The sequence below is a fragment of the Vibrio sp. Vb1337 genome (assembly GCF_033338715.1).
GTDB classification, from domain to species: domain Bacteria; phylum Pseudomonadota; class Gammaproteobacteria; order Enterobacterales; family Vibrionaceae; genus Vibrio; species Vibrio alginolyticus.
This window is the reverse complement of the sequence record NZ_JAWOTD010000003.1, coordinates 92,349-116,541: the sequence shown is the minus strand read 5'-3', so window position 1 is coordinate 116,541 and position 24,193 is coordinate 92,349. Positions and strand designations below refer to the sequence as shown.

25 protein-coding genes are annotated in these 24,193 nt (G+C 43.8%); 11 read left to right on the top strand and 14 right to left on the bottom strand.

What is annotated here, in order from left to right; translation table 11 throughout:
* Positions 1-198: 198 nt before the first annotated feature.
* A complete protein-coding gene (gene malK, locus R7E42_RS04285) occupies positions 199-1,317 on the bottom strand; it encodes a maltose/maltodextrin ABC transporter ATP-binding protein MalK (protein WP_005375271.1) in 1,119 nt (372 codons plus the stop codon).
* 672 nt (positions 1,318-1,989) lie between these two features.
* Here malK and malE point away from each other — a divergent pair.
* From malE to malG, 3 genes are all read left to right on the top strand, one after another.
* Positions 1,990-3,168, top strand: coding sequence for a maltose/maltodextrin ABC transporter substrate-binding protein MalE (gene malE / locus R7E42_RS04280; RefSeq protein WP_005375272.1), 1,179 nt, complete (start codon positions 1,990-1,992; stop codon positions 3,166-3,168).
* 79 nt (positions 3,169-3,247) lie between these two features.
* A complete protein-coding gene (gene malF / locus R7E42_RS04275) occupies positions 3,248-4,822 on the top strand; it encodes a maltose ABC transporter permease MalF (RefSeq protein WP_005375273.1) in 1,575 nt (524 codons plus the stop codon).
* A gap of 12 nt (positions 4,823-4,834) precedes the next feature.
* The gene (malG, locus tag R7E42_RS04270; protein ID WP_005375275.1) at positions 4,835-5,725 is read left to right on the top strand and encodes a maltose ABC transporter permease MalG; all 891 of its coding nucleotides are present in this window, start codon (positions 4,835-4,837) and stop codon (positions 5,723-5,725) included.
* Positions 5,726-6,093: 368 nt separating this feature from the next.
* Here the strand turns inward: malG and R7E42_RS04265 are convergent, their stop codons facing one another.
* The 3 genes from R7E42_RS04265 to R7E42_RS04255 form a co-directional block, all read right to left on the bottom strand.
* Positions 6,094-6,339, bottom strand: coding sequence for a hypothetical protein (locus tag R7E42_RS04265; RefSeq protein WP_005375277.1), 246 nt, complete (start codon positions 6,337-6,339; stop codon positions 6,094-6,096).
* Between the two features lie 171 nt (positions 6,340-6,510).
* A complete protein-coding gene (locus tag R7E42_RS04260) occupies positions 6,511-6,996 on the bottom strand; it encodes an acyl-CoA thioesterase (protein WP_005375279.1) in 486 nt (161 codons plus the stop codon).
* A gap of 145 nt (positions 6,997-7,141) precedes the next feature.
* Positions 7,142-8,047, bottom strand: a complete 906-nt coding sequence (locus tag R7E42_RS04255; protein WP_005375280.1) for a DMT family transporter — start codon at positions 8,045-8,047, stop codon at positions 7,142-7,144.
* A 98-nt stretch (positions 8,048-8,145) separates the two neighbouring features.
* Here R7E42_RS04255 and R7E42_RS04250 point away from each other — a divergent pair, with 98 nt between their 5' ends.
* The gene (locus R7E42_RS04250) at positions 8,146-8,934 is read left to right on the top strand and encodes an AraC family transcriptional regulator (RefSeq protein ID WP_047008442.1); all 789 of its coding nucleotides are present in this window, start codon (positions 8,146-8,148) and stop codon (positions 8,932-8,934) included.
* Here R7E42_RS04250 and R7E42_RS04245 read toward each other — a convergent pair.
* Complete coding sequence (locus R7E42_RS04245) at positions 8,929-9,846, bottom strand: M14 family metallocarboxypeptidase (protein ID WP_167415894.1); 918 nt, start codon at positions 9,844-9,846, stop codon at positions 8,929-8,931. The two genes, R7E42_RS04250 and R7E42_RS04245, sit on opposite strands and share 6 nt — an antisense overlap.
* A 172-nt stretch (positions 9,847-10,018) precedes the next feature.
* On the opposite strand from R7E42_RS04245, the gene R7E42_RS04240 reads away from it, so the two are divergent.
* Positions 10,019-10,924 (top strand): DUF808 domain-containing protein, encoded by a 906-nt coding sequence (locus tag R7E42_RS04240; protein ID WP_025768513.1) that lies wholly within the window; start codon positions 10,019-10,021, stop codon positions 10,922-10,924.
* A 95-nt stretch (positions 10,925-11,019) separates the two neighbouring features.
* Here R7E42_RS04240 and pyrC read toward each other — a convergent pair whose 3' ends face one another.
* Together pyrC and R7E42_RS04230 are read right to left on the bottom strand one after the other, a co-directional pair.
* Positions 11,020-12,048: a dihydroorotase gene (pyrC, locus tag R7E42_RS04235; protein ID WP_258657083.1), complete on the bottom strand. Its 1,029-nt coding sequence runs from the start codon at positions 12,046-12,048 to the stop codon at positions 11,020-11,022.
* 155 nt (positions 12,049-12,203) lie between these two features.
* A complete protein-coding gene (locus tag R7E42_RS04230) occupies positions 12,204-12,368 on the bottom strand; it encodes a YqaE/Pmp3 family membrane protein (RefSeq protein ID WP_005375297.1) in 165 nt (54 codons plus the stop codon).
* Between the two features lie 267 nt (positions 12,369-12,635).
* On the opposite strand from R7E42_RS04230, the gene R7E42_RS04225 reads away from it, so the two are divergent.
* Positions 12,636-14,453, top strand: a complete 1,818-nt coding sequence (locus R7E42_RS04225; protein ID WP_318072373.1) for a hybrid-cluster NAD(P)-dependent oxidoreductase — start codon at positions 12,636-12,638, stop codon at positions 14,451-14,453.
* Between the two features lie 100 nt (positions 14,454-14,553).
* Here R7E42_RS04225 and nadE read toward each other — a convergent pair whose 3' ends face one another.
* Positions 14,554-15,384, bottom strand: a complete 831-nt coding sequence (gene nadE / locus R7E42_RS04220; protein WP_005375299.1) for an ammonia-dependent NAD(+) synthetase — start codon at positions 15,382-15,384, stop codon at positions 14,554-14,556.
* 178 nt (positions 15,385-15,562) lie between these two features.
* Between nadE and R7E42_RS04215 the strand changes: the two genes are divergently transcribed.
* Positions 15,563-16,096, top strand: a complete 534-nt coding sequence (locus R7E42_RS04215) for a nicotinate-nicotinamide nucleotide adenylyltransferase (protein WP_137283073.1) — start codon at positions 15,563-15,565, stop codon at positions 16,094-16,096.
* Positions 16,097-16,110: 14 nt separating this feature from the next.
* Complete coding sequence (locus R7E42_RS04210; RefSeq protein WP_017635276.1) at positions 16,111-16,593, top strand: hypothetical protein; 483 nt, start codon at positions 16,111-16,113, stop codon at positions 16,591-16,593.
* A 127-nt stretch (positions 16,594-16,720) separates the two neighbouring features.
* On the opposite strand, the gene R7E42_RS04205 is transcribed toward R7E42_RS04210, so the two are convergent.
* On the bottom strand, positions 16,721-17,329 hold the full coding sequence (locus tag R7E42_RS04205) for a hypothetical protein (RefSeq protein ID WP_005375302.1): 609 nt from the start codon (positions 17,327-17,329) through the stop codon (positions 16,721-16,723).
* A gap of 191 nt (positions 17,330-17,520) precedes the next feature.
* Between R7E42_RS04205 and R7E42_RS04200 the strand changes: the two genes are divergently transcribed.
* Positions 17,521-18,630, top strand: coding sequence for a 1-acyl-sn-glycerol-3-phosphate acyltransferase (locus R7E42_RS04200; RefSeq protein WP_262629597.1), 1,110 nt, complete (start codon positions 17,521-17,523; stop codon positions 18,628-18,630).
* Between the two features lie 74 nt (positions 18,631-18,704).
* Here R7E42_RS04200 and R7E42_RS04195 read toward each other — a convergent pair whose 3' ends face one another.
* Positions 18,705-19,304, bottom strand: a complete 600-nt coding sequence (locus R7E42_RS04195) for a hypothetical protein (RefSeq protein ID WP_017821237.1) — start codon at positions 19,302-19,304, stop codon at positions 18,705-18,707.
* A 319-nt stretch (positions 19,305-19,623) separates the two neighbouring features.
* Between R7E42_RS04195 and R7E42_RS04190 the strand changes: the two genes are divergently transcribed.
* Positions 19,624-19,896, top strand: coding sequence for a YnjH family protein (locus R7E42_RS04190; RefSeq protein WP_047101743.1), 273 nt, complete (start codon positions 19,624-19,626; stop codon positions 19,894-19,896).
* 88 nt (positions 19,897-19,984) lie between these two features.
* On the opposite strand, the gene R7E42_RS04185 is transcribed toward R7E42_RS04190, so the two are convergent.
* Entirely contained in the window at positions 19,985-20,284 is a 300-nt protein-coding gene (locus R7E42_RS04185; protein WP_042521564.1) for a YfcZ/YiiS family protein, read from the bottom strand.
* A gap of 607 nt (positions 20,285-20,891) precedes the next feature.
* Here R7E42_RS04185 and R7E42_RS04180 point away from each other — a divergent pair.
* Complete coding sequence (locus tag R7E42_RS04180; protein WP_005385033.1) at positions 20,892-21,353, top strand: TetR/AcrR family transcriptional regulator; 462 nt, start codon at positions 20,892-20,894, stop codon at positions 21,351-21,353.
* 113 nt (positions 21,354-21,466) lie between these two features.
* Here R7E42_RS04180 and R7E42_RS04175 read toward each other — a convergent pair whose 3' ends face one another.
* The 3 genes from R7E42_RS04175 to R7E42_RS04165 are packed head-to-tail and all read right to left on the bottom strand — an operon-like array spanning position 21,467 to position 24,165.
* Entirely contained in the window at positions 21,467-22,249 is a 783-nt protein-coding gene (locus tag R7E42_RS04175; RefSeq protein WP_005385036.1) for a heme ABC transporter ATP-binding protein, read from the bottom strand.
* Entirely contained in the window at positions 22,249-23,286 is a 1,038-nt protein-coding gene (locus R7E42_RS04170; RefSeq protein WP_262592254.1) for a FecCD family ABC transporter permease, read from the bottom strand. The genes R7E42_RS04175 and R7E42_RS04170 overlap by 1 nt, the downstream gene beginning before the upstream one ends.
* Positions 23,287-23,295: 9 nt before the next feature.
* Complete coding sequence (locus R7E42_RS04165; RefSeq protein ID WP_262592253.1) at positions 23,296-24,165, bottom strand: hemin ABC transporter substrate-binding protein; 870 nt, start codon at positions 24,163-24,165, stop codon at positions 23,296-23,298.
* Positions 24,166-24,193 lie beyond the last annotated feature (28 nt).

Genomic DNA, 24,193 nt, shown 5'->3' with positions numbered 1-24,193 from the left:
TGGTACTTACTTATGAGGAATGAGGAAAAGTATTAAAAATGAAGTATCAGTACAAAGACAATGGTTTATGTGAGGGTAGAAGAAACGGGTGATTTGATTCGTTAACGATTAATGATTTAGTATCGAATTGCTGATATTTATTAAGATAAAAAAATCCCTCTCAAGTGAGAGGGATTTTTTTGAGTAAGGACGAATGAACTATTCGACTTCTACGCCGTTTTCTTTGTATAGGCGGCGGCATGCGCGACCATCACTGTGGAACAGGTGACAACGATGAGCTGGAATACCGATCTCGATTTTATCGCCAGTGTCGACTGCAAGCGTGTCAGGCTGACGGAAAATAACGTCGGCGTCCGCACCTTCTAGGTTTAGGTATACTTGAGTTTCGTTACCTAGCTTCTCAACAATCATCACTTCACCGTGAATACTTGCATCAGCTTCAGAAGCGGATAATAGGTGCTCAGGGCGAATGCCTAAAGACATTCGGTCGCCGCGGTTAACTGTTGTACCATCCACCGGAATCCAGAAAGATACGCCGTTAGATAGTTGAACTTTGACGCGCTCTGCTTCTACTTCATCAATGAATACGCTCATGAAGTTCATTTTCGGAGAACCGATAAAGCCAGCTACAAAGCGGTTTTGTGGGTAATGGTAAAGCTCAAGCGGCTTACCAACTTGCGATACATAACCGCCGTCTAGTACAACGATTTTATCTGCCATTGTCATCGCTTCTACCTGATCGTGCGTTACGTAGATCATGGTACAACCAAGTTGGCGCTGAAGTTTCGTGATTTGTGCACGCATGTTTACACGCAGTGCCGCATCCAAGTTTGATAGTGGCTCGTCTAGAAGGAATACATTTGGCTGCGATACCAATGTTCGGCCAATCGCCACACGTTGACGCTGTCCACCAGAAAGTGCTTTTGGTTGGCGCTCAAGCAAGTGGCCTAGTTGTAGGATTTCTGCTGCTTGTTCAACACGCTTGTCGATTTCTGCTTTGTCTGCTTTTGCTAGTTTCAAGCCAAATGACATGTTGTCATATAAGTTAAGGTGCGGGTAAAGAGCGTAAGACTGGAATACCATACCAACACCACGTTTGGATGGTTCGACGTCATTCATGCGCTGGTCACCAATATACAAATCACCTGAAGTAATGTCTTCAAGACCGGCAATACAACGTAAAAGGGTAGATTTACCACAACCTGATGGACCTACGAAAACAACAAATTCACCTTCGTTGATTGTTAGGTCTACGTTCTTAGAAATCAGTACGTCGCCATACGCTTTACAAACATTTTTTAACGTGACACTCGCCATGTAGCTCGTCCTCGATCAATTTTTTATTATTCACCGCTCATCATTATATGAATTATCTAGCGAGCAGTAACAGTAGGAATCGGTAAGTTCTTGCGGTTGGTAAGAAAAGTAGGGTAGCACTTCAATAAAATGTCCTAAATAGAAGTGCTACCCATCATAGCCAAGTACGAGTTTCTCTCCCCCACATTATTCGTATTGTCTCCCCCGTGAAATAATTACCACAAACAACACTAATAATGACATTCCACTCGTCTGGCAATGCAAAACCAGCAAATCTTTTTCCTAATACGTAGGCACTGCTGGGAAAGGGTTCTTACCATCCACTCTTGGATGACTGCAGTTTCTAAGATTGTGCGTAGTGCGACATCCTCCTAATAGAAATAATTGTAGGGGGAGTAGAAAGGGAGGAGTAAAAAAGGAGGAGGAAGAAAGCAGTTGGTCGGAAATCACATTATTGCACCACCTAAAGTTGAAACCGATCACAGGAACTATCCATTTTGTGATTTGAGTCTCTTACCCTTGGCGATTTAGATCACGAAAATACGTCATAATTGTAAGGGCGTAGGGATTAGGAGGATGAGACATATTGGATTATTTCAGATGATATATGTCGAAATACGGCTGAACCTCAATGGACTAGCCCTACATCAAAAATATAAAAAGGATACGAACATGAAAAAGTTAAGCGCTGTAGCACTAGGTACTCTTGTTGCTTTGGGTTCTTTTGGTGCTAATGCTGCCATCGAAGAAGGACAACTTACTATCTGGATCAACGGTGATAAAGGCTACAACGGCCTTGCTGAAGTTGGTAAGAAATTTGAAGAAGACACCGGCATTAAAGTGACTGTGGCTCACCCAGATGGCCTTCAAGACAAATTCCCTCAAACTGCAGCGACTGGCGACGGTCCTGATATCGTATTCTGGGCTCACGACCGTTTCGGTGGTTACGCAGAAGCTGGCCTGCTAGCAGAAATTAAACCTTCTAAGAATATTCAAGAAGGTATCGTTGATTTCGCTTGGGATGCAGTACGTTACGACGGCAAATTGATCGGCTATCCAGTTGCGGTTGAGTCTCTATCTCTAATCTACAACAAAGACCTAGTTCCAAACCCACCAAAGTCTTGGGAAGAGGTTGCAGCATTAGATGCAAAACTTAAAAAAGACGGCAAGTCTGCAATCATGTGGAACCTAAAAGAACCGTACTTCACTTGGCCACTAATGGCGGCTGATGGCGGCTACGCGTTTAAATACACTTCTGAAGGTTACGATGTTAAAGACGCAGGTATCGCGAAAGAAGGCGTTAAAGACGCAATGAGCTTCGTAAAAGGCTTAGTTGATAAAGGCGTAATCTCTGCGGATATGGATTACTCCGTGTCTGAGTCTGCGTTCAACCAAGGCAAAACAGCGATGACGATCAACGGTCCATGGTCTTGGGGCAACATTGAGAAGTCTGGCGTTAACTACGGCGTGACTACGCTACCTAAGTTCCAAGGTCAATCTTCTAAGCCATTCGTTGGTGTTCTAACGGCTGGTATCAGCACTGCGTCTCCAAACAAAGACCTAGCAGTTGAGTTCATTGAGAACTATCTACTAACAAACGACGGCCTACGTATGGTTAACAACGATAAGCCTCTAGGTGCGGTAGCACTTAACTCGTTCCAACGTGAGCTAGATTCAGATACTCGTATCGCAGCAACAATGGATAATGCGATGAACGGCGAAATCATGCCAAATATCCCTCAAATGAACGCATTCTGGGGTGCGGCTAAGAACGCAATCATCAACGTAGTTGACGGTCGTCAAACTGTCGATGCAGCTCTTGCAGATGCAGAAAAACAAATGACTAAATAATTAAGTAAGACCTTTTTAAGGAGGAGGCAACTCCTCCTTACTTTTCTATATTTATTCTATATTCGCTAGCAGGTTCCCTATGCAGTCAGTTCAAGGTACAAATGCTATGACAGCACCAGAAGCCAGCCTTCCGAGCAGCAAAAAAGTGTTCATGAAATGGTCACTTTTAGGCACAGTCGGCATCATCAATGGCTACGCAACAATCCTTATGTATTCTCGCGGTGAGATTGCGTTTGCACTACTTACGCTCATTCTTACCGCTTTAGCGTTGTTCATCTTTGGTAGTAAAAAGACGTACGCACACCGTTACATCTACCCTGGTATAGCAGGGATGATCCTTTTCATTCTTTTTCCTTTGGCGTACACCATAGGTTTGGCGTTTACCAACTATAGCGCGAAGAACCAACTCTCTTTTGATCGCGCTCAGAACGTACTTTTGGACCGAACTTACCAAAGTGGTGATAGCTACCCGTTCACTTTGTATAAAACGGAGCAAGGCCATCAACTTGTGGTTGAAAAAGATGGTGAGCTACTTGCAAGCCCGACTTTTCAGCTTGATAACCTTTCAGCATCGGAGTTTGATCTTTCACCAATTGAAGAAGTGACGGGTGAAAAAGAATCAATCAAGGCGATTGTTAAGAACCGCAGTGCGTTGAGCAGTGTCGATTTACATTTGCCAAGCGGTGATGATATCCGTATGAGTGGGCTGCGCAAATTTGCTGCAGTTGTGCCTTTGTACACATTACAAGAAGATGGTGAAACGCTTTACAACAACCGGACTGAAGAAACGCTACGTCCAAATATGGAAGTAGGTTACTACCAGCCTGTCGATGAAAACGGTCAATTTGTTGGCAGCACAGTGTCACCAGGTTTCGTGGTGAACATTGGTACCCACAACTTTGAGCGTGTTTGGAAAGATGATGGTATCAAAGAGCCGTTTATCAGTATCTTTATCTGGACCATTGTTTTCTCTGCGCTAACCGTATTGTTTACGCTTGTTATTGGTCTTGTCCTTGCCAGTGTGGTTCAGTGGGAAGCACTTAAAGGTCGCTCAGTTTACCGTTTGTTGCTAATCCTGCCTTATGCAGTTCCGGCGTTTATTTCTATCTTGATCTTTAAAGGTTTGTTTAACCAAAGCTTTGGTGAGATCAACATGTTGTTGGAAGGCTTGTTCGGCATTAGCCCGGCTTGGTTCTCTGACCCGTTCATGGCGAAAACCATGATCTTAATTGTGAACACTTGGCTTGGTTTCCCTTACATGATGATTTTGTGTATGGGCTTACTAAAAGCGATTCCTGATGATCTTTATGAAGCATCAGCAATTGATGGTGCGAACTTTGTCACGAACTTCACACGTATCACACTACCAATGATGTTGAAGCCGTTAACACCATTGTTGATCGCGAGTTTTGCATTTAACTTCAACAACTTCGTACTTATCCAGTTGTTGACTGGCGGTGGTCCAAACATGATTGGTACATCAGAGCCTGCGGGTTACACCGACCTGCTAGTAAGTTACACCTACCGAATCGCATTCGAAGGTGCTGGTGGTCAAGACTTCGGTCTAGCAAGTGCAGTAGCAACGCTTATCTTCCTATTGGTTGGCGCATTGGCACTTATCAACCTACGCGTAACTAAAGTAGCTCAGGACTAAGGAGAAATTACAATGGCAATGGTACAAGGTAAGTCATTAAAGTATCGTGTTTGGGCTACTCATATTGCAATGTGGGCATTCTTGGCACTGATTATTTTCCCTTTACTGATGATCATCGCGATTTCATTCCGTGAAGGTAACTTTGCAACGGGTAGCCTGATCCCAGACAACCCAACACTTGATCACTGGAAATTGGCATTAGGTTTCTCGGTGACTAATCCAGACGGTACAGTTACACCGCCACCATTCCCAGTAATGACATGGCTGTGGAACTCGGTAAAAGTGGGTGGTATTTCTGCAATCCTAATCGTGGCGCTATCAACCACATCGGCTTACGCGTTTGCTCGTATGAAGTTCAAAGGTAAGAACACCATTCTTAAAGCGATGATGATCTTCCAGATGTTCCCTGCGGTGTTGGCACTGGTTGCTCTGTACGCGTTGTTCGACAAACTGGGTCAGTACATTCCTTTCCTTGGTCTGAACACGCATGGCGGTCTGATCTTCGCTTACTTAGGCGGTATCGCACTGCACGTTTGGACCATTAAAGGCTACTTCGAAAGTATTGACTCGTCTCTAGAAGAAGCAGCGGCTCTTGATGGTGCTACACCATGGCAAGCATTCCGTTTGGTATTGCTGCCACTGTCTGTGCCAATCCTAGCGGTAGTCTTCATATTGTCGTTCATCATGGTAATTGGTGAAGTTCCTGTAGCGTCACTACTGCTTTCTGATGTAGACTCGTACACACTTGCAGTGGGTATGCAGCAATACCTATATCCACAAAACTACTTGTGGGGTGACTTTGCCGCAGCTGCTGTACTTTCAGCAGTGCCAATCACTGCCGTATTCTTACTTGCGCAGCGCTGGTTGGTTGGTGGTCTAACCGCTGGTGGTGTAAAAGGATAATCTCTTGTGGTCTGAGATTGATAAGAATAACTAGAAAAGGGCGACCACATGGTCGCCCTTATACTTAGCACGGATATTACAATTTTTGGTTTGGCCGCCGATCAGTAATATCTTGGCTTTTATTGGCGTTACGCATAGCTGGCTGTTAGCTTAGTTCCTTACGATTCAATCACTAACAGTTTTTGTAACCATAACCTGAGTTTAGACTCAGGTTTTTTTATGCCTGTTAAAGGCAATTTTGCAATAAGTAGATAGAGATTAGCGGCTTTGCAATGGATTACACAGGGCTTGAATAATGCCCTGCGTAGCACTTCACATAAATAACTAGAGCTTAGTAAAAAGCTAAATTGAGGTAGGGAAGGAAGAGATTAAAACTCTCGGCTGGAAGGTGCGCATCCAACGTATTGAAGCAGCGTGTACAAACTTTCTTGCTGCAGTGCGACGCGACGAAATAGATTAGCAAAGGTAACGTCACCGCCAAAGCAAGTTTGAATGTAATGATTAATTTCTGTTTCGTTATACCCCTCGACGTACATGGTTCTCACCCACTGGTACTCGACCGCTTTTAAATTGGTCAACGTCTCTTCACTTAAGGTCGTTTCTTTTAGTCTCAAGATCCAAACTCTATCCAACTCTAAAATAATGGATGGATTTAAGCAAAGCTAGGTGAAGGATTTATGACAGAGAAGGGCGAGCGTGAAACAAATGGCAAAACCATGATGTTGCTCCACACTCTGGGTCTGGGTAACGTTGAGGTACTTAATAGCGTTCTTAACGGATGCCAGTTACTTGAGATATTTAACGTGTGCTTCCATTTCTTCCCCAATCTCTTTACGCATGTTCATAAGACGGATAGCGGATTGCTCTAAGGCTTTGTCTTCATCTGACTCTGGAATCCATTTCGGTACATCGGTTGGTTTTCCGTTTTCATCTACAGCAACCATGATAACGATACAGTGAGTGGTGAGTCTGTTTTTCATTTGCTTTGGATCACTAGCTTGCACGTCAATCGCAATGTGCATTGAGCTTCGTCCGGTATAAATGACTTTCGCGCTAACTTCGACTAAGTTGCCGACATGAATCGGAGCAACAAACCGAATGCCGCCAGCATATGCGGTAATGCAATATTTACCACTCCACGCTGCAGAACAGGCGTACGCTGCCAAGTCGATCCATTTCATTACGGCGCCGCCGTGCACTTTTCCGCCAAAATTTACGTCGCTGGGTTCTGCTAAAAAGCGAAGGGTAATGTCTCTTTGACCGCTGCTCATCTGTCTTTCCTTGATGGGTTATTGTTTTCCCAATTTAGCAGCAAGATGAATTTTCGGGAATAGCGAATGAAACAAAATATTAACTTTTATTCGAACGCTGGAAGTGACAAGCCACAGCGTAGTTCTGTGGCTTGAGGTGTAGATGTTAATTGGCGGTAGAGGCAATCTCTGAATTGGACAATAGCTTTCTCTGTCTTACTTTTATTTGCGACAGGATAACGCCAGAGATGACTAACAACCCACCAATAATATGGTAAGCGTAAATTTTCTCACCAATTAGTGTTGAAGCAAGTATGACGGAAACCACAGGCATTAGGTTCATGAACATAGCACTTGAATCAGCACCAATTGAGTCAATCGCTTTGACCCACATCAGCGGCGCGAAAATGGAAGCAGCAATACCAGCATAAGCGATTAATGGTAGCGCGTCTTGGCTTGGTAACAGTTGCTCACTAGAGAGCCAAAGTGGTGTGAGCATCAAAACAGAAAAGAAGCCCTGCATGTAAACCAGAGTCAAACTACTGAATGGCATTTTCCAGCGTTTTAGCAGAACACAATAAGCCGCGTATACCATGGCAGCAACGAGCATTAAGCTGTCACCTTGCGTCAAGTCTTGATGTAAAAAGTAAGTGATATCACCGTGACCAAGCATAAATGCCAAGCCGCCGAGCGAAATGACACCACCGACGATACTTAACATTGACATAGATTTACCGAGCAATGGGACACTTAAAAACACACTGATCAAAGGAACTAAAGAGGTGATCAGGGCCATATTAGAGGCCGTTGTTGTTAAACCGGCATAGTATCCAAGTGACTGGTTGAGAACCATACCAAGTAACGCAAGAAACGCCAACTTAGCTAAGTAAGGTCGAATAATGTGTCGTTGTTTGATGATTGCAGGCAGGCAAAATGGCGTTAGGAGTACCATTGCGACAAACCAACGGTAGAAACTCATCGCACTTGGTTCAATGGCGCTCGCAGCCATCTTGTTCACAATTGAGTTACCACCCCAAATCATAACGGTGAAAAACGGAAGTAAATAAATCATGAGAACCCTATTGCACAATTATTGATGGCGCTAGTCTGGCAGGTCTTTATAATAAAAAGTATCTCTTAAAAGACATCGTAAGCGATAGGAAGACAATTTTGAAAAAGAGCGCCAGAAATCTTCACCCCTCCTTATCAATCGATCGTGCGCCATCAGATGTATTTATGAATTTCGAAGCGTTTCTCTCTAATACAGAAACACGAATTCATAGCCACCCTTGGGGGCAAGTGCAACTGATCAGCGGTGGGATTCTGGAGATGGATGCAGAAGACACAAGATTTCTAGCACCTCCACATCTTGCTATTTGGGTTCCCGCCGGAATTCGTCACACTAGCTACAACCGTAAGCCAATCGAATATTGTTCTTTGAACATTGCCCCTGAATTGACGGCGCATTTTCCAACTAAAACGAGCTTGATCAAAGTGACTCCAATCGTGTCATCTATTATTGAGGACTTTCGTCAGCGAGACATTAATGTGGCGCAAACTGATGAAGACAAGCGCTTGGTACAAGTGTTATTGGACCAGCTTGCGAAACAAGAAGTGGAACATCACTTTTTACCGACAACCGACAACAAATATCTTCAGCCAATCTTAAAAGCAGTAGAAGAATCGCCAACCGATGAAATTAGTTTGGCGGAGTGGGCGGCAAAAGTGCATACTACAGAACGCACGTTAGCGAGACATTGCCAGAGTGAGTTGGGCATGAGCTTTACTGAGTGGCGCTTACGTGTGCGATATTTACATTCTATGGAGTTGCTGCGTAAAGGGCAGACTGTGAAAGAAGTCGCTCTGACGTTAGGTTATAACCAAGCTAGCCCTTTTATCGCGATGTTCAAGAAATACTCCGGCATGACACCGGAGCAATACAAGAATCGATTGTTATAGCTGAGCGATTACGTAATTCAAACCACCCACCACGGCTGCAACTTGCGCATCGTTACATTCTTCGTCGGTCACCGTTGGGCTGTCTGGGTACACTTCCGTTGTCGTGCCGTAAACGCAATTTGTTACACCGCCACACAGGCCCAGTTTTACCATGGGGTAGTTGATAACGCCAAACTGTACGACGGGTGAACCAATGATTTCGCCGTTTTCATCTGCTGGTGCAATGTGAGTCACTTTTGCAACTGACTCAATGACCGCTTTTTGGAAGTCAGGCTGAGGGTTTTCACTATCTCCCACCGTGTAAAAGCCATCTGGGATCATACCTTCAATGTACTCAATACCATCACGAGCAGCTAAGGCTGGACGGAACTCAGTTTCGTCAGAATCTGTCGTTTCATGTAGATCAATGTGCATTAACACATCGCCTAAAGTTGCAACTAGCTTTATGAGGTTAGCGGACTCTTCGGCAGGGCTATCCTTATAGAAAGAGCGGTTTGGATCAATCGCGTTTGGATTCCAGCGGTTGATCACCTCGTAACCCCAAGGGCTTACGCAGGGTACAACGACAATATTGAAATGCTCTGCATAGCGCTCTGCTTCTGTTTCTACAAACTTTAATGCGCCATGTACACCGCTGGTTTCGTAACCGTGCACGCCGCCTGTGACCAACACAACAGGTTTAGTTGAATCCCAATTGCGTGTTTTGATACAAAACAGAGGGAAGCGTGCCTCGTTGTATGAGAGCGCACCATATTGTTCAACATCAAAACGCTCGCGTAGGGCATCGATTTTACTGACGACTTCATCTTGGTAGCTACGTTTTACTTCTTGCGTTGCTAACCAAGCTTTACGTTCTTCTTCGTTCCAAGGTTGGCCAGGAGTACCGATCGGGTAAATGTATCCACTTTTCATCTATACTTTTTCTTTTGACTGCTGAAAGGTATCACAAGACTAGACCTGTCTTATCTTTACGGCAATATAAAACACCATTTGGGGTGGTATTCTTTGCAAAATCATCACTTTGATGAGTGATTCATTGGTGTTACATTTTGTTACTTACTCAATTTCATATAAGAGACAAAAAATGGCTGGAGCAAGTTTACTCACACTGTTGGACGATATTGCCACGGTGCTTGATGATGTCGCCTTAATGTCAAAAATGGCGGCAAAGAAAACCGCAGGTGTGTTGGGAGATGATCTAGCGTTAAACGCTCAACAAGTGTCTGGTGTTGCATCTGAGCGAGAGATTCCAGTGGTTTGGGCGGTTGCAAAAGGCTCATTCAAAAATAAATTGATTTTAGTTCCTTCAGCTTTACTTATTAGCGCGATTATTCCATGGCTTATCATGCCATTATTGCTAATTGGCGGCTTATTTCTCTGCTTTGAAGGGGCAGAGAAAGTACTTGAGAAAGTGTTTCCTCACTCGCATCCGCACGAAGAAGAAGATGAGCTAGTTAATACTGGCGAGTCGATAGAAGAGTATGAAAAGCGTAAAGTTTCTGGTGCGATTCGGACAGACTTTATCCTTTCAGCAGAAATCATCGTGATTGCGTTAGGTACCGTGACAGGAGCCAGTCTTGTTACGCAAATTTTAGTTGTCAGTTTAATTGCAGTGATTATGACGGTTGGAGTTTATGGACTAGTCGCTGGGATTGTGAAGCTAGATGATTTAGGCCTTTACCTTGAAAGTCGCTCAAACGGTAAAGGTTGGGTGGCGAAAGTCGGAGGGGCCTTGGTCGCTTTTGCACCAAAGTTGATGAAGTTGTTAACCATTGTAGGAACTGCTGCGATGTTTTTGGTGGGTGGAGGAATTGTGGTGCACAATGTGCCAGCCATTCATCACTTTGTAGAGCCGATTATTATGAACTTTAGTGGTCATTCGGTTGCTACAGCCATTTTGCCTATTTTACTGAACGGTATTATCGGCTTTGTGGCGGGGTTGGTTGTGGTTGCGGTATGGACGATGGTTGAAAAGCTTCGTGGTCAATAATCACATCTAAAACATGAGACGATAATAACAAGGGTCATGACTTCTTTTTACAAAAAGCATGACCCTGTTTTATGGGTGAAACGTCAGTAAAGTACTTACTTCACTTTCCACTCGATCTGTTCATTTGCTCGAATAGGCACAACGATATCATTGCCAAATGGCATCGTTTCTGGCACATCCCAAGCGGATTTTTCTAACGTTACCGTATCTTTGTTACGTGCAATGCCGTAAAAATCAGGACCGTTGAAGCTTGCGAAAGCTTCCAAGTTTTCCAACTTGCCTTCTTTTTCGAAGACTTCTGCATAAAGCTCTAGCGCTGCGTGTGCAGTGTAAGAACCAGCACAACCGCAAGCCGATTCTTTTGCCCCTTTCGCATGTGGCGCTGAGTCTGTACCTAGGAAAAACTTCTTGCTACCACTAGTTGCTGCTTCGATCAGCGCTTGCTGGTGGGTTCCGCGCTTAAGAATTGGCAAACAGTAGAAATGAGGTTTAATACCACCCACAAGCATGTGGTTACGGTTGAAAAGAAGGTGGTGGGCAGTGATGGTAGCCGCTACGTTGTCTGAGGCGTTGCTAACGAAGTTTGCTGCGTCGGCGGTGGTGATATGTTCTAGAACGATTTTAAGATTAGGGAAGTCATTGACGATAGGAGCGAGGACAGTATCAAGGAATTCTTTCTCTCGGTCGAAGATATCAATATCGTGATGTGTTACTTCGCCATGAACTAGAAGTAACATTCCGACTTCTTCCATTGCTTCTAAAACGTGATAAATGTTTTTCGCATTGGTCACACCGGAATCTGAGTTTGTTGTGGCGCCAGCAGGATAGAGCTTGGCAGCAACAATGTGTCCGGTTGCTTTAGCCTTACGTATTTCGTCTGGTGTCGTGTTATCTGTAAGGTAAAGCGCCATTAAAGGCTTAAACTGTTCGCCATGTTGCTCTTTGAGAATTCGGTCACGGTAGGCTAGGGCGAGCTCAGTTGTAGTAACAGGTGGGACGGTATTTGGCATAATCAGCGCACGGCCATTGTAGCGGCTGATGTCGCGAACGGTGTCTTTAAGAACTTCCCCATCGCGTAAGTGAACGTGCCAGTCGTCAGGACGAGTGATAGTCAGTGTTGTCATTAATTGCTCCCACCATTGAAAAGTTGTCTGATTGGAGCCTAAGCGCCGTATTTGCTTTTGAGCAAACGCTTGCGCTTAGGCGACAGGATGATAGAGGAATTGCCCTCATATTTCATCCCATTTTTCAATTTTATAAAGAGTGAGAGTGTAAGTGGTTACTTCATTGTTAACCAAAGCGCGTGGATCGTACCTGGTAGAAAGAAGAAACACGTCAATATTAGATTAATCAAAAAGTCTTTATTTAGACCTTTCTCCATAAACACCGCGACAGGCGGAAGAAAGATACATAACAAAATCAGAACCAGTTTTCTTGTATCCATAATTAAGCTCCAAATCGATAAATGGGAGTAGTGATAACTTGGGTGAATTATGTGTGTCGTATCACACTTTATCAAACGGTATTTGGTCAGAACGGTGTTAAAAAACGCGAATATTGAGTGTAGTAAATACTTGTCACTAAAACCAAATTTATAAGAATATGGTTTCGAGAAAGTTGCGATGGATGAAGAGGCAGTAGACTCTGCAACTTAATGTGATTTGAGTATACAATACCGCAACAAATAAAAAACACCCGTAGGAAGAAGGCCATGTCGCAACCCGTTTTATCCCAAATTAATGTTTTTCCGGTTAAGTCAGTTGGCGGATTATCGCTGTCGTCCGTATGGGTTGAGAAGCAAGGATTGAGCTTCGATCGTCGCTTTATGATTGCGAAAGCTGATGGCTCGATGATCACTGCGCGAAAGTATCCGCAAATGGTAACCATTAAGTCTGCCTTATTGTCCGATGGAGTGGTGTTTAGTAGTTTGGGTATGGAGCCACTTAAAATCCGTTACCAAGATTTCAAAATGCAGGAGACACCTGCAACGGTTTGGAAAGATACATTTACTGCCTATACCACGACAGATGATGCAGATGACTGGTTTAGTCGTGTGTTGGGGCAACGCGTTGAGTTGTTGTTTAGTGGTGAGCAATCGAATCGTGTCCGTGAAAAGCTAGGTCAAAACGTCAGTTTTGCTGATGGTTATCCGGTTTTAGTGATCAGCCAAGCTTCACTTGATGAGCTGAACCGAAGAAGTTCAGAGCTACACTCAATGGATCAGTTTCGTACTAACTTAGTTGTCTCTGATACTAAACCATTTGAAGAAGATTCATGGAAGCGCATACGAATCGGTGAGGTAGAGTTTGAGTCTCTCAAACCTTGCGAGCGCTGTATCCTGACTACGGTGAATACCCAAAGAGGCACATTCCGTGAGAGCAAAGAGCCGCTCAAAACCTTGCAACAGTTCCGTGCAAACGATGTCGGTGGTGTGTTCTTTGGCCAGAATCTTGTCGCGCGAAATGAAGGCATTATTCGTCAAGGCGATAAAGTTGAAGTATTGGAGTACAAAGAGCCGGAGTTTTACGTAGATAACTCGCCAGTGCGCATGAAGCTTACATGTGTTGAGCGTGAAGACATTGCCCAAGACTTTGTGACCTTATGGTTAGAGCCAAACAAAGGTTCGTTGCCTAATTACTTGCCAGGACAACACCTGCCAATAGAGGTGAATATTGATGGTAAGAAAGTGGGTCGACGCTATACCTTATCATCCAGTCCTTCTCGCCCGGGTCGTTATGCTATTTCTGTAAAGCGTATCGCGGGTGGAAGAGTCTCTAACTCACTCTTGGACAACTTACAAGTCGGTGATGTTTTAGAGGCAGAACAACCTGACGGTCAGTTCCACCTTAAAACGCATGAAGCGCAGCCTCTGCTGTTACTCTCTGCGGGTAGCGGAGTAACACCAATGTTATCAATGGTGCGTTACTTAGCGGATCACAATCAGTTGGATAATGTGGTTTTCTACCATCAATGTCGCACCGAGAATGATATTCCTTGTCGCTCAGAGTTGGAGCAGTTAAAGCGTGAGCACCCAGGGCTAGAAGTAAAAGTCTGTTTAACGCAACCTGCTGTTGATTGGTTTGGTTTGAAAGGGCGTTTAAGTTTGTCACACATTAAGCAAATCAAAGATGTTGAACAGCGGCAGGTGTTTGTGTGTGGTCCTGATGGTTTTATGGAGAAAGCGAAAAGTCTTCTACTAAGAAAAGGGCTGCCAGAGGAAAACTACCATCAAGAAGCGTTTGGCGTATCTTCAGTCACTTCAAGACCAGAGAAGAGCATAGCGATCGATTTCAATGGGACGAAAGTTGTAGGGAATAATCAGAAAACGTTGTTAGATCAGCTTGAAGACGCAGGGAAGGTTGTTAGCAATAGCTGTCGTGCTGGCTTATGCGGCGCGTGTAAGGTTCAGCTTACGTCGGGTCAAGTACATCATCCGGACGTGCCTGCGTTGACAGATGAGGAACGTGCAATGGGAACCGTATTGGCGTGTTGTGCTGTGCCAGAGACGGACGTAACAGTAACCAACTAGGCGAGAGCAATTTTGTCCTTCGACAAAAACTGTTCCTAGACAAAAAAACGCTGCTATTTTTAGCAGCGTTTTGAGTTTTAAAGAGAGCTGAAAATATCGCTTAGTCGTAAATTGTCGGGATTGGCTGGCGTTTGTGCTGCGTTGCTTTGTAAATCGCTACCAGACGGTCACTCACTTGCTGTGGAACAGGTTTGCCCTCTAAGAAGTCGTCGATTTGCTCGTAAGTTAGGCTTAGGGCATCTTCATCTGCTTTTTGTGGAGCAAGCTCTTCTAAGTCTGCTGTTGGCACTTTCTTCACTAGTTGCTCAGGTGCACCCAATGTAGCAGCCACTTCACGAACTTGGCGCTTACTTAATCCGAACAATGGTGCCATGTCACAAGCGCCATCACCAAATTTAGTGTAGAAACCAGTGATGTTTTCTGCTGAGTGATCAGTACCAAGAACAAGGCCGCCTACGTAGCCCGCGATCTCGTATTGAGCAACCATGCGAGCACGCGCTTTTACATTGCCTTTTACGAAGTCGACTTTTGCTGCATCAGTTGGTAGAAGGTCTGTGCCTTCTAATGCAACGTGAGAAGCCGAATGAAGCCCGTCAACACCTGCTTTGATGTTCACCGATACAGAATGGGTTGGCTGGATAAAAGACAGAGCGAGCTGAGCCTCATCTTCATCTTTTTGCTCCCCATAAGGCAGGCGAACTGCGATAAATTGGTAGCTATTGTTGCCCGCTTCTTCGTTCAGTTGGTCTACAGCCAACTGAGCTAAACGACCACATGTCGTTGAGTCAACGCCACCGCTGATGCCAAGAACAAGAGACTTACAGCCTGCTTCTTGCAATTTACGCTTAATAAAAGCGACACGGCGTTCAATTTCAAAATGCGGATCAATTGAAGGGAGTACGCGCATTTCGTCACGGATGGATTGTTCCATTTAGGGTTCCTTTTCCTGCAAATATTTCAGACTCTAAAGCACATTTGCTCAAATGGTGATAAACCATACAATTGAGGCTCATTAAACGCGACTTTAGGGTCAAAAGCTGTAAAGATTAGTAGTATCATACCGAAATCATCAGATTAGAAAACTCTCTTCAACCAGGTAATCACCGGATATGAAAAAAATCGCCATTTTTGGTAGTGCATTTAACCCACCTAGTTTAGGGCATAAAAGTGTTATTGAGTCATTGAGCCACTTTGATCTTGTGCTACTTGAGCCAAGCATTGCACACGCTTGGGGCAAGAACATGCTTGATTACCCAACTCGGTGCAAAATGGTTGATGTGTTCATCAAGGATATGGGGCTTTCTAATGTTCAGCGTTCTGATGTGGAGCAAGCTTTATACCAACCTGGACAAAGTGTGACGACCTATGCGTTGTTAGAAAAAATTCAAGAAATCTACCCAACTGCCGATATAACTTTTGTCATTGGTCCTGATAATTTCTTCAAATTTGCTAAATTTAGTAGAGCTGAAGAGATTACGGAACGTTGGACTGTTATGGCATGTCCTGAAAAAGTAAAAGTTAGAAGCACAGATATTCGCAAAGCACTGGCCGAGGGTGAAGAGATCGGCGCCTATACAACACCTTCCGTACGTGATTTATTACTTAGTAAAGGCTTATACAGAGAAACATTGTCTGGGAACTGAGAGGTCAGATTTTCATGGTCAGAGTCGTTTTATTTAGTGCATGTGCGCTGCTTGTGGTGACACAAGCCCATTCCGCGTGTAACTATTTTTCTGATCGTTCCGTGGTGTTTGAAGATAACACGCTTCCTATCTGTGAAGAAATTTTAGATTCCATCGGCGTGTTAAGTACTGAAGCATTGATTTGGTATGCAGCGGAAGCGAAGCTTGAAGGACCAACAGAAAACTATTGGGAGGAGTGGGCGATTAAGCCGGAAGACACCCCACTTCTAACTCAAAACTTAGAAAAGAATTACTTTGGTCTTGGTTTTTGGATGCCGGAAGAGCTTCGAGACGAAGAGAGTAAAATGGATACAGAAGAGTGGCTTCGTAGTCACGGGTTGATGTTCAGCGTTGGTTTTGGTGATAAATCCGACGGACAGCCAAGAATGCGGTTTGATTATCGTTGGCACGAATATTATGACGCTGACTGGATGATGCAAATAGAGGTACCTTTCTAGACACCTCAAGCAAATGAAAAAAGGGCGTACATTATCAATGTACGCCCTTTTTGTTTTTACTTGAATCTCTACTTTCTGTATCCGTAACTCTACGTAATGCTGAACACGTAGCTTGTTGAAGGGCAAATTATAGCGCTTCTCCAAAGACTAAAAAGCAAAGCTGTTCATATTCTTCGGTGTTACCAGCAAAAAGAGAGTCAACAATTTGCTCTTCCTTCTTCCCCGACAGTTTCATTTTTCTTGCTTCACGTAGTGTTAGTACCAAGCAAAGCTCTTTAGAAATATTCATGTCACAGCCAGGAGTCCATTGATTGATGGTTCTCGTTAACGTTGAGTGCGCTAGTTTAGGAGACAGCGTCAATACTTCATGTCTTACTACTGTCAGTAGATCGGTTTGCAGATCCGAGCGTTCGGCAGTTGTTGCTAGCTTCTCGACGAGCGCTTTTAGTAGCGGTGAAGGCTTCACAAAGCCCGCCTGTTGTGAGAAGTCGTCATTTAAACGCACAGAAAAATCACAACGATATACACGAGAATTAGGTAAAAAGGTGAGGGAGCTCAAACATCCTTGAGGAATCCAAAAATATTGGCCTGGTTCAATGGCATACTCCTGCTTACCCAATTTAATGACGGCTAACCCTTCGATGACAGACAGTAGACTGTGCTTCAGTGCTTTTTTACGCGCAGCTACATCAAGGAAGGGGTATTTAGCGTCGTGAAATTCAATTGCGTAGTTCATTATGAGTACCAGTGTTTTTTGGCGCTAAGGGTAACGTTAAACCCATACGATTCCAACCTGCTGAGAGAATTTTTTAGCATGATAAATGGTGGCTTAACTGGTATGACCATGTTAAAAGTATGGGTTGAAATGCTGCTTGTCAGCAAAACTATGCGTAAAATGTGCCAGCTTTTTTTGATATGTAATGAACAATGACAGCCAATACCGATCCTTATATTGAAATTCGTCCTTACAACGACGAAGAAATTCCAGCAGCGCTGGATCGTCTAATCCAAGATGATGAATTTATCACTGCTATCCTAGAACATCGCTTTGCTAATAAAGCAGCATGGTTCAAAACGCTAATGAGCCCGATCCTGCGCATCTACCTGAAAGCTAAGTGGAGCAAGCTTGATTCTGTCGAAGCAATTCAGATTGAAGTGAAGAAGTACCTGAAAGATACATTGAATAATACAACGGATGGCGTCACTTTTTCTGGTTTGGATAAGCTGGATAAAAACACGTCATACCTATTCGTTTCTAACCACCGTGATATTGCGATGGACCCTGCGCTCGTAAATTATGGCTTGTACCAAAGTGGGCACCGTACAGTTCGTATAGCGATTGGCGATAACCTGCTGAAGAAGCCATGTGCGACAGAATTGATGCGACTCAATAAGAGCTTCATCGTTAAGCGCTCTGCTAAAGCGCCTAGAGAAATGATGAAAGCATTGGGACAACTGTCAAGCTATATCAAACATTCGCTTGATACTGGCAATTCAATTTGGATTGCCCAAAAGGAAGGTCGTGCTAAAGATGGAAACGACTTTACTGATCCTGCGATTTTAAAAATGTTCCATGTTGAAGGTCGTAAACAAAAGATCAGCTTTGGTGAGTACACGCGTTCTCTGAAAATCGTTCCTGTCTCGATTGCCTATGAAAATGATCCATGTGACATTGCCAAAGCAAAAGAGCTGTACGAAAAAGCAGAAAATGGCCGCTATGAAAAAGGCGAATTTGAAGATATCGAAAGCATCATTCAAGGTATCGTTGGCTATAAAGGCCGTGTACATGTTGCGTTTGGTGATGTGATTGAGCAAGAGTTTGAAACGCCGGAATCTCTTGCTGGTGAAATCGACCGCCAAATTCACAACAACTACAAGTTGTACCCAATCAACTTGTTAGCTGCTGGGCATGAAGATTCGAGCATCATTACGGAAGCGGTTAAGCGTCATCTCGCGGATAAGTTGGATCAGCTACCTGAAGGCGCAAGACCTTATTTGGTGGCGAGCTATGCCAATCCTGTGAATAACCAAGAGTAACTTTCGTCACTGAACTCTGTTGATTCAGAATGCCTTAAAGCCTCGGTCTGCCGGGGCTTTTGTTTATCTGCTCTTTAAGGTGCGACGGCGCCACCAAGGGTTAAATTGCTAGGCCATTTGGTGATCCTGTTACCACCTAAATAGATATTCCCTTTCACCGTCATTGTGTCTGGAAATACTTTCAGCGCTGATCCTCCAATATAAAGATTACCATCAACCACCAATCCTTCAGGAAGTTCAGAAATGGGAGTGCGAATAACACTTAGATCACCTTTTACTCGAAGTTTAGCTGGAAGCGCTTTTAACGGTGTATCTGTCAGATTTAGGTAACCGCCTAGTTTGATGCCTTTAGGCCAGTTTTCGATCTTACTACCTAGTAGGTTTGCATAGCCTTTTATCTTTGTTCCTGAGCGAATAACTTTGAGTGCGCTGTTAGTTGCTTCCAGACTGCCTTCAACATCAAGCCCTTTAGGCAAGGTTTTGATAGGGGTTTGTGAGATGTTTAAGTTGCCCTTTACCACTAGGCCAGAGGGTAGTTGGGTATAAGGCTTGTTTCTAAGATCAAGATTGCCGTAATTATCGATGTGACCAAACTTAGAATAGTAATCTAGCTCATATGCCAAAGGAGACGAGCAGAGCAGGATTGAAGTAAGGCATAGGGAAACAAAACGCATAGTCAAAGAGTTAGTTAAATACCGAGATCAACAGGTGCTTATCTTATACTTAAATAAACCTATTATGCATTTTTTGCTCACAGTTTTTGATTCATAACTTAAATATTCAAATTAGAGATGCACGCTAAAAGTGTGCGCTTCTTTACTGCGCTAAGTAACTTCAAGCTTACTAAAATGAGATAAATTAAATGATTGAATGTGAAGCAGATTCAAGCGTAGAGGTGAGAAAAATATCAGTAGATATTTGAATAATATGAGATTCTTCCAAGAACTTCACAAGGGTCCTTGTTAGTATTATTGAGGTTTGAGGGAGATTTTCATGAAGTTAAAAAGTGTATCTATTTTTACCGCTGGTGTTTTTGCAGTACTGCTGTCGGGTTCCGTTTTTGCTAAATCATACAGTACACCAGAAAACAAAGCGCTAATAGTTGCTGACGGTAAGGTAGGTCAGCATATCTGTTACTACGATGATAAAGCCTACAGCACAGGGGCCGTGATTAATGTTGAAGGCGTATTACTGATGTGTACCGCTGAGAACGATTTTGAAACCAATGGCTCGTTAAAGTGGGTCGTGTTCAAAAAAGATAAATAAACGCGCCGAAGTTGTCTGTTTCATTTAGAGCGGTTTAAGATTAAGAGATTGGAAAAATAAAAAGCGAGCATCATGCTCGCTTTTTTCATTAACGCGCGAGTGAGCGAGTTTTTAATTCAAAGATAAGTTTTTCAGCACTTACTTCAAATTTGAATCGAGCCGTCGCTTGGTTCGATTCTTCGGTTATTTCTGAAACATTGTATTCAACATCAACACATACTGATTTAGCGAGCTCGATGTATTTTTGTAGTTCAGACTCTAGCTCTGTTTTTGTCTGTGCGAAAACCGTTACGTCGGCAACTTCGTCACCTTCTTTGATGATAAAGCCAATCTCGCCAGCACAGCCGCAGGCCTCACATACTTGGTTTTTTTCTAATTCGACACTCATAACGAATCCTCTTGTAAATACTAAGGGTATTCTATCAGGTATTTGATCTGTATCTACAAAAATGACGACTTTTGTGTAAAAAAGGAACAGAATAGGCACTTGTTAAGTAAGGGTTAAAGATTGGATTACTAAATCATCAAGAACGTTAATGTGATATATATCAACATTTAAAATCAATTAACGAACATAGTGACGAGATTTTGCTCAGTCCAGTTGAACTAATGGTTAATTTATAAGACTATTTCTTGATTGATTATTTTTAATAATTATCATTCTTGGTCTTTGAATAGTTTCGATGAATAATTGGCGCAAGGTTTTGATGAGACTAACTTTTCGCCTTATTTTGAGTAGCATGTATTGACAAAAACATAACTGAAAATTACACATTACGCAGTGTAAAGACGTTATGGTTTGGAACTCGACATGATATTAAATAGTCGCAATACATATACCCAAAGCGCTTTCAAGTGCAGCGCTTAGCAACCTGATTTCTAGGTTTTCGCTAATCGAACCGCATCGGCGAGCCGGGTATAATGCTAAGAATGATTTCATTCTGGCCTCATTTAATAGTGAGTTAGATGGATTTACAAAGAGAAGAGCTTAAAATATGCCAAAGCGTAGTAAAGAAGATACCGAAATCACTATCCAAAAGATCATGGATGCCGTTATTGATCAGCTACTCAGATTAGGTTACGACAAAATGTCGTACACGACGCTAAGCCAGCAGACAGGTATATCGCGTACCGGTATTAGCCATCACTTCCCTAAGAAAACGGACTTCACCGCCGCACTGGATGGCCGTATCTTTAAAATGTTTATTGAACACTTAGAGTTTGATAAAGGATTAAATGCATTTTCACAAAGTTGGATTAAAGCGCTGGAAGATGCTGAGTTCCTCGCGATTTTACGACTGCTATTCCATCACATTGTCACCGCTGAAAATGCGCAAGAATTTGCTGCTAATGGTATTGACCGCTTATACAAAATGGTTGAAAGCCAGTTTGGTGCGGGTGGTGACAAAGAGCTTGAGTGGTTGATTGGTCGTTCATTGATCCAAATGAGCAAGTAATAGCCTTTAAAGCAACAAATTCTGCCAATATCAAAGCAAAGGCCCGCAACTCTCATATTGCGGGCCTTTGTCGTATCAAAGTGTTTTCGAGACGGCTTTAGAGGAGATACGCTTTATGCTGCGGCATGCACTTGAGGGAAGTCTAGCGTCGGATGTTTTGTCACAATAGAGCGATAGCCATAAACTTGTTCAATGCGCTCTGACGTTAGTGCATTCCATGGCGTGTCATCACAAACTAGTTTCCCGTTATGCAAGAGTACAAGGCGGTCCGCGTACTGAGAGGCTAGATTCAAGTCATGTAACACCACAACCACCGCAGCGTTCTGTGCTTTTGCCGTTTCACGAGCAATTTTTAACGTGTTGTGTTGATGGGCGAGATCCAACGCAGAGGTAGGTTCATCAAGCATTAAGATTCGTTTTTCGCCAGATTGATGTAGTTGTGTCATCACTCGTGCTAGATGCAGTCGTTGCTTTTCTCCACCAGATAAAGACGGGTACAGGCTTTCTGCTAAATGCAATACGTCGGTTTGTTCCATGTAATGTAAAGCCAGTTTAGTGGTTTCTTTATTGGACAGTGATAGCGGTATTGCCCCCAGCTCTACTACTTCTCTGGCTAGAAATGGGAAGGTTAAGGTGCTGTGCTGCGGGAGCATTGCAATATGTTTGGCGCTTTTTTCAGGCTCCCAATCATGCTTTTGTTTACCGAAGTAGGTGATGTGATGATTCGAAGAGATCTCACCGCATAGAAGCTTGAGCAAAGTACTTTTACCTGCGCCATTGGGGCCGAGTAGGGCGGTCACTTCACCAGCTCGGATATCAATGTTGATGTCATCGAGCACCACACGGTTGCCATACGTCATCGAAATGTTTTTCCCCGATAAAACGATCTGGTTCATTACAAAATCTTCCCTTTTTGCTTGAACAATAAGTAGATGAAAAAGGGAGCGCCAATCAATGCGGTCACGATTCCAACTGGTAATTCAGCTGGTGCCACTGCAACACGAGCAAACATATCTGCGGCAGTAAGAAGCAGTGCTCCCATTAAGGCAGATATTGGTAATAGCGTTCGATGGTCAGGCCCAGCGAGCATGCGCCCTAAGTGAGGAATCACGAGCCCAATAAAGCCAATTGCACCACTGATGCTCACCGTAATACCAACACCCAGTGCAGAAAGTAAAATAAGCTGACGTTTGAGTTTTTGAACCGGAACTCCTAAGTGTCTTGCTTCTGATTCCCCTAACAACAGAGCATTCAGCGCCATCGACTTCTTCTGGAACCAGAGTAATAGGATGACGAGTGTTACAGCAGATAGAGCAACCCCTGACCAATTTGCACCAGCTAATGAGCCCATTGACCAAAGCGTCAAGTCTCGCAGCATCTGATCATCTGCGATAAAGTTCATGTAGCCAATCGCAGCACCCGAGAGCGCACTGATGGCAACGCCGGCTAACAACATAATTGTAACTGAGGTACCAAACTTACTTGTGCCGAGTTTATAAACGAGAATAGTCGTTAGTGCACCGCCAAGGAAAGCAAAAAGAGGCAGAGCCGCTAAGTTCATTAGTTGCGGATAGTTTTGGCTAAATTCAGCAAATACAACAATAGCGAATGCACCACCAAGAGCAGCGCCAGCAGACACACCAATGATACCAGGCTCGGCTAATGGGTTACGGAACAAGCCCTGCATAACCACACCACAAATTGCTAAAATGGCGCCGATGAACATACACAAAATGGTGCGAGGCAATCGGATTTCGTTAATGACCAACTGAATGTGAGGAGCGAGATCAGAACTGCCTCCCGTTAGGCTACGCAAACTGTCAGCAAAGCTAATGTTCATTGGGCCAACGGTAATAGAGGCGATAGCAATAAATGCTAAAAATCCACTAAGCACTGATAACGTCGTTGAAAGGGGGATGCGTCTTAACAACATGTCATGTCTCTATGGGTAAAGCAGTGCATTCAAGCGTTTAGCTTCTGCAAGGCTTTTAAGGCCCAAACCACCTACCAGAGCATGGCCATCAATCGTTATGATGTCTTTGTTCTTTCCAGCGGGTGTTGCAGCAAGAAGCGGCATTGCTTTTAAAATTGCATCGGCACCACCCAACGTTTCATAGCTGCGACCACTAACAAGAATCACGTCAGGCTGCATCTCTACCATCGCTTCTGTGGATAGAGGCTTGTAAGACGAGAGTTGTGTAGCGGCTGGGTTTTGTCCGCCGGCGAGTTGAATAATTGCATCGGGTGTCGTTTGTGAGCCCGCAACATTTGCAGGTCGCCCTTCATGGATCAGCAGAAAGAGCACTTTCTTTTTCTTCGCTTGATCAGGTTGGTTTGCATTGAGTGCTTGTACTTGCGCCTGGACATCTTGCTTTAAGCTTTCAGCTTGAGCTTTGCGATCCATAAGGTTCGCAATTTGATCAATACGTTGATAAAGGCCCTCGACATTTGCATCAGTATTAACGATTTCTACATCTACGCCAGCCGATTTCAATTGGTTCAATGTTCTTTTCGGCCCCATCTCATCAGAACCAATGACTTTTGTCGGACGTAAGGCGAGCAACCCCTCCGCTGAAAGACGACGATGGTAGCCCACTTTAGGCAGTTCCATTTCTTTTGGTAATTGACTGGTGACGTCGATAGCAACCAAGCTATCTTTAGCGTCGAGTTCAAGCAAGAGTTCAGTGACGGCGCTGCCTGCGCTAACAACGCGCTCTGAGGATGGCGTTTCATTGGCAAAAAGTTGACTACTCGCAAGTAGGGAAATAGCTGCCGTGACAACAGCATGAATAGTGATGCGTGTGTTCTTCATTTTGAAAGGGTCTCTATCTTACTTATTT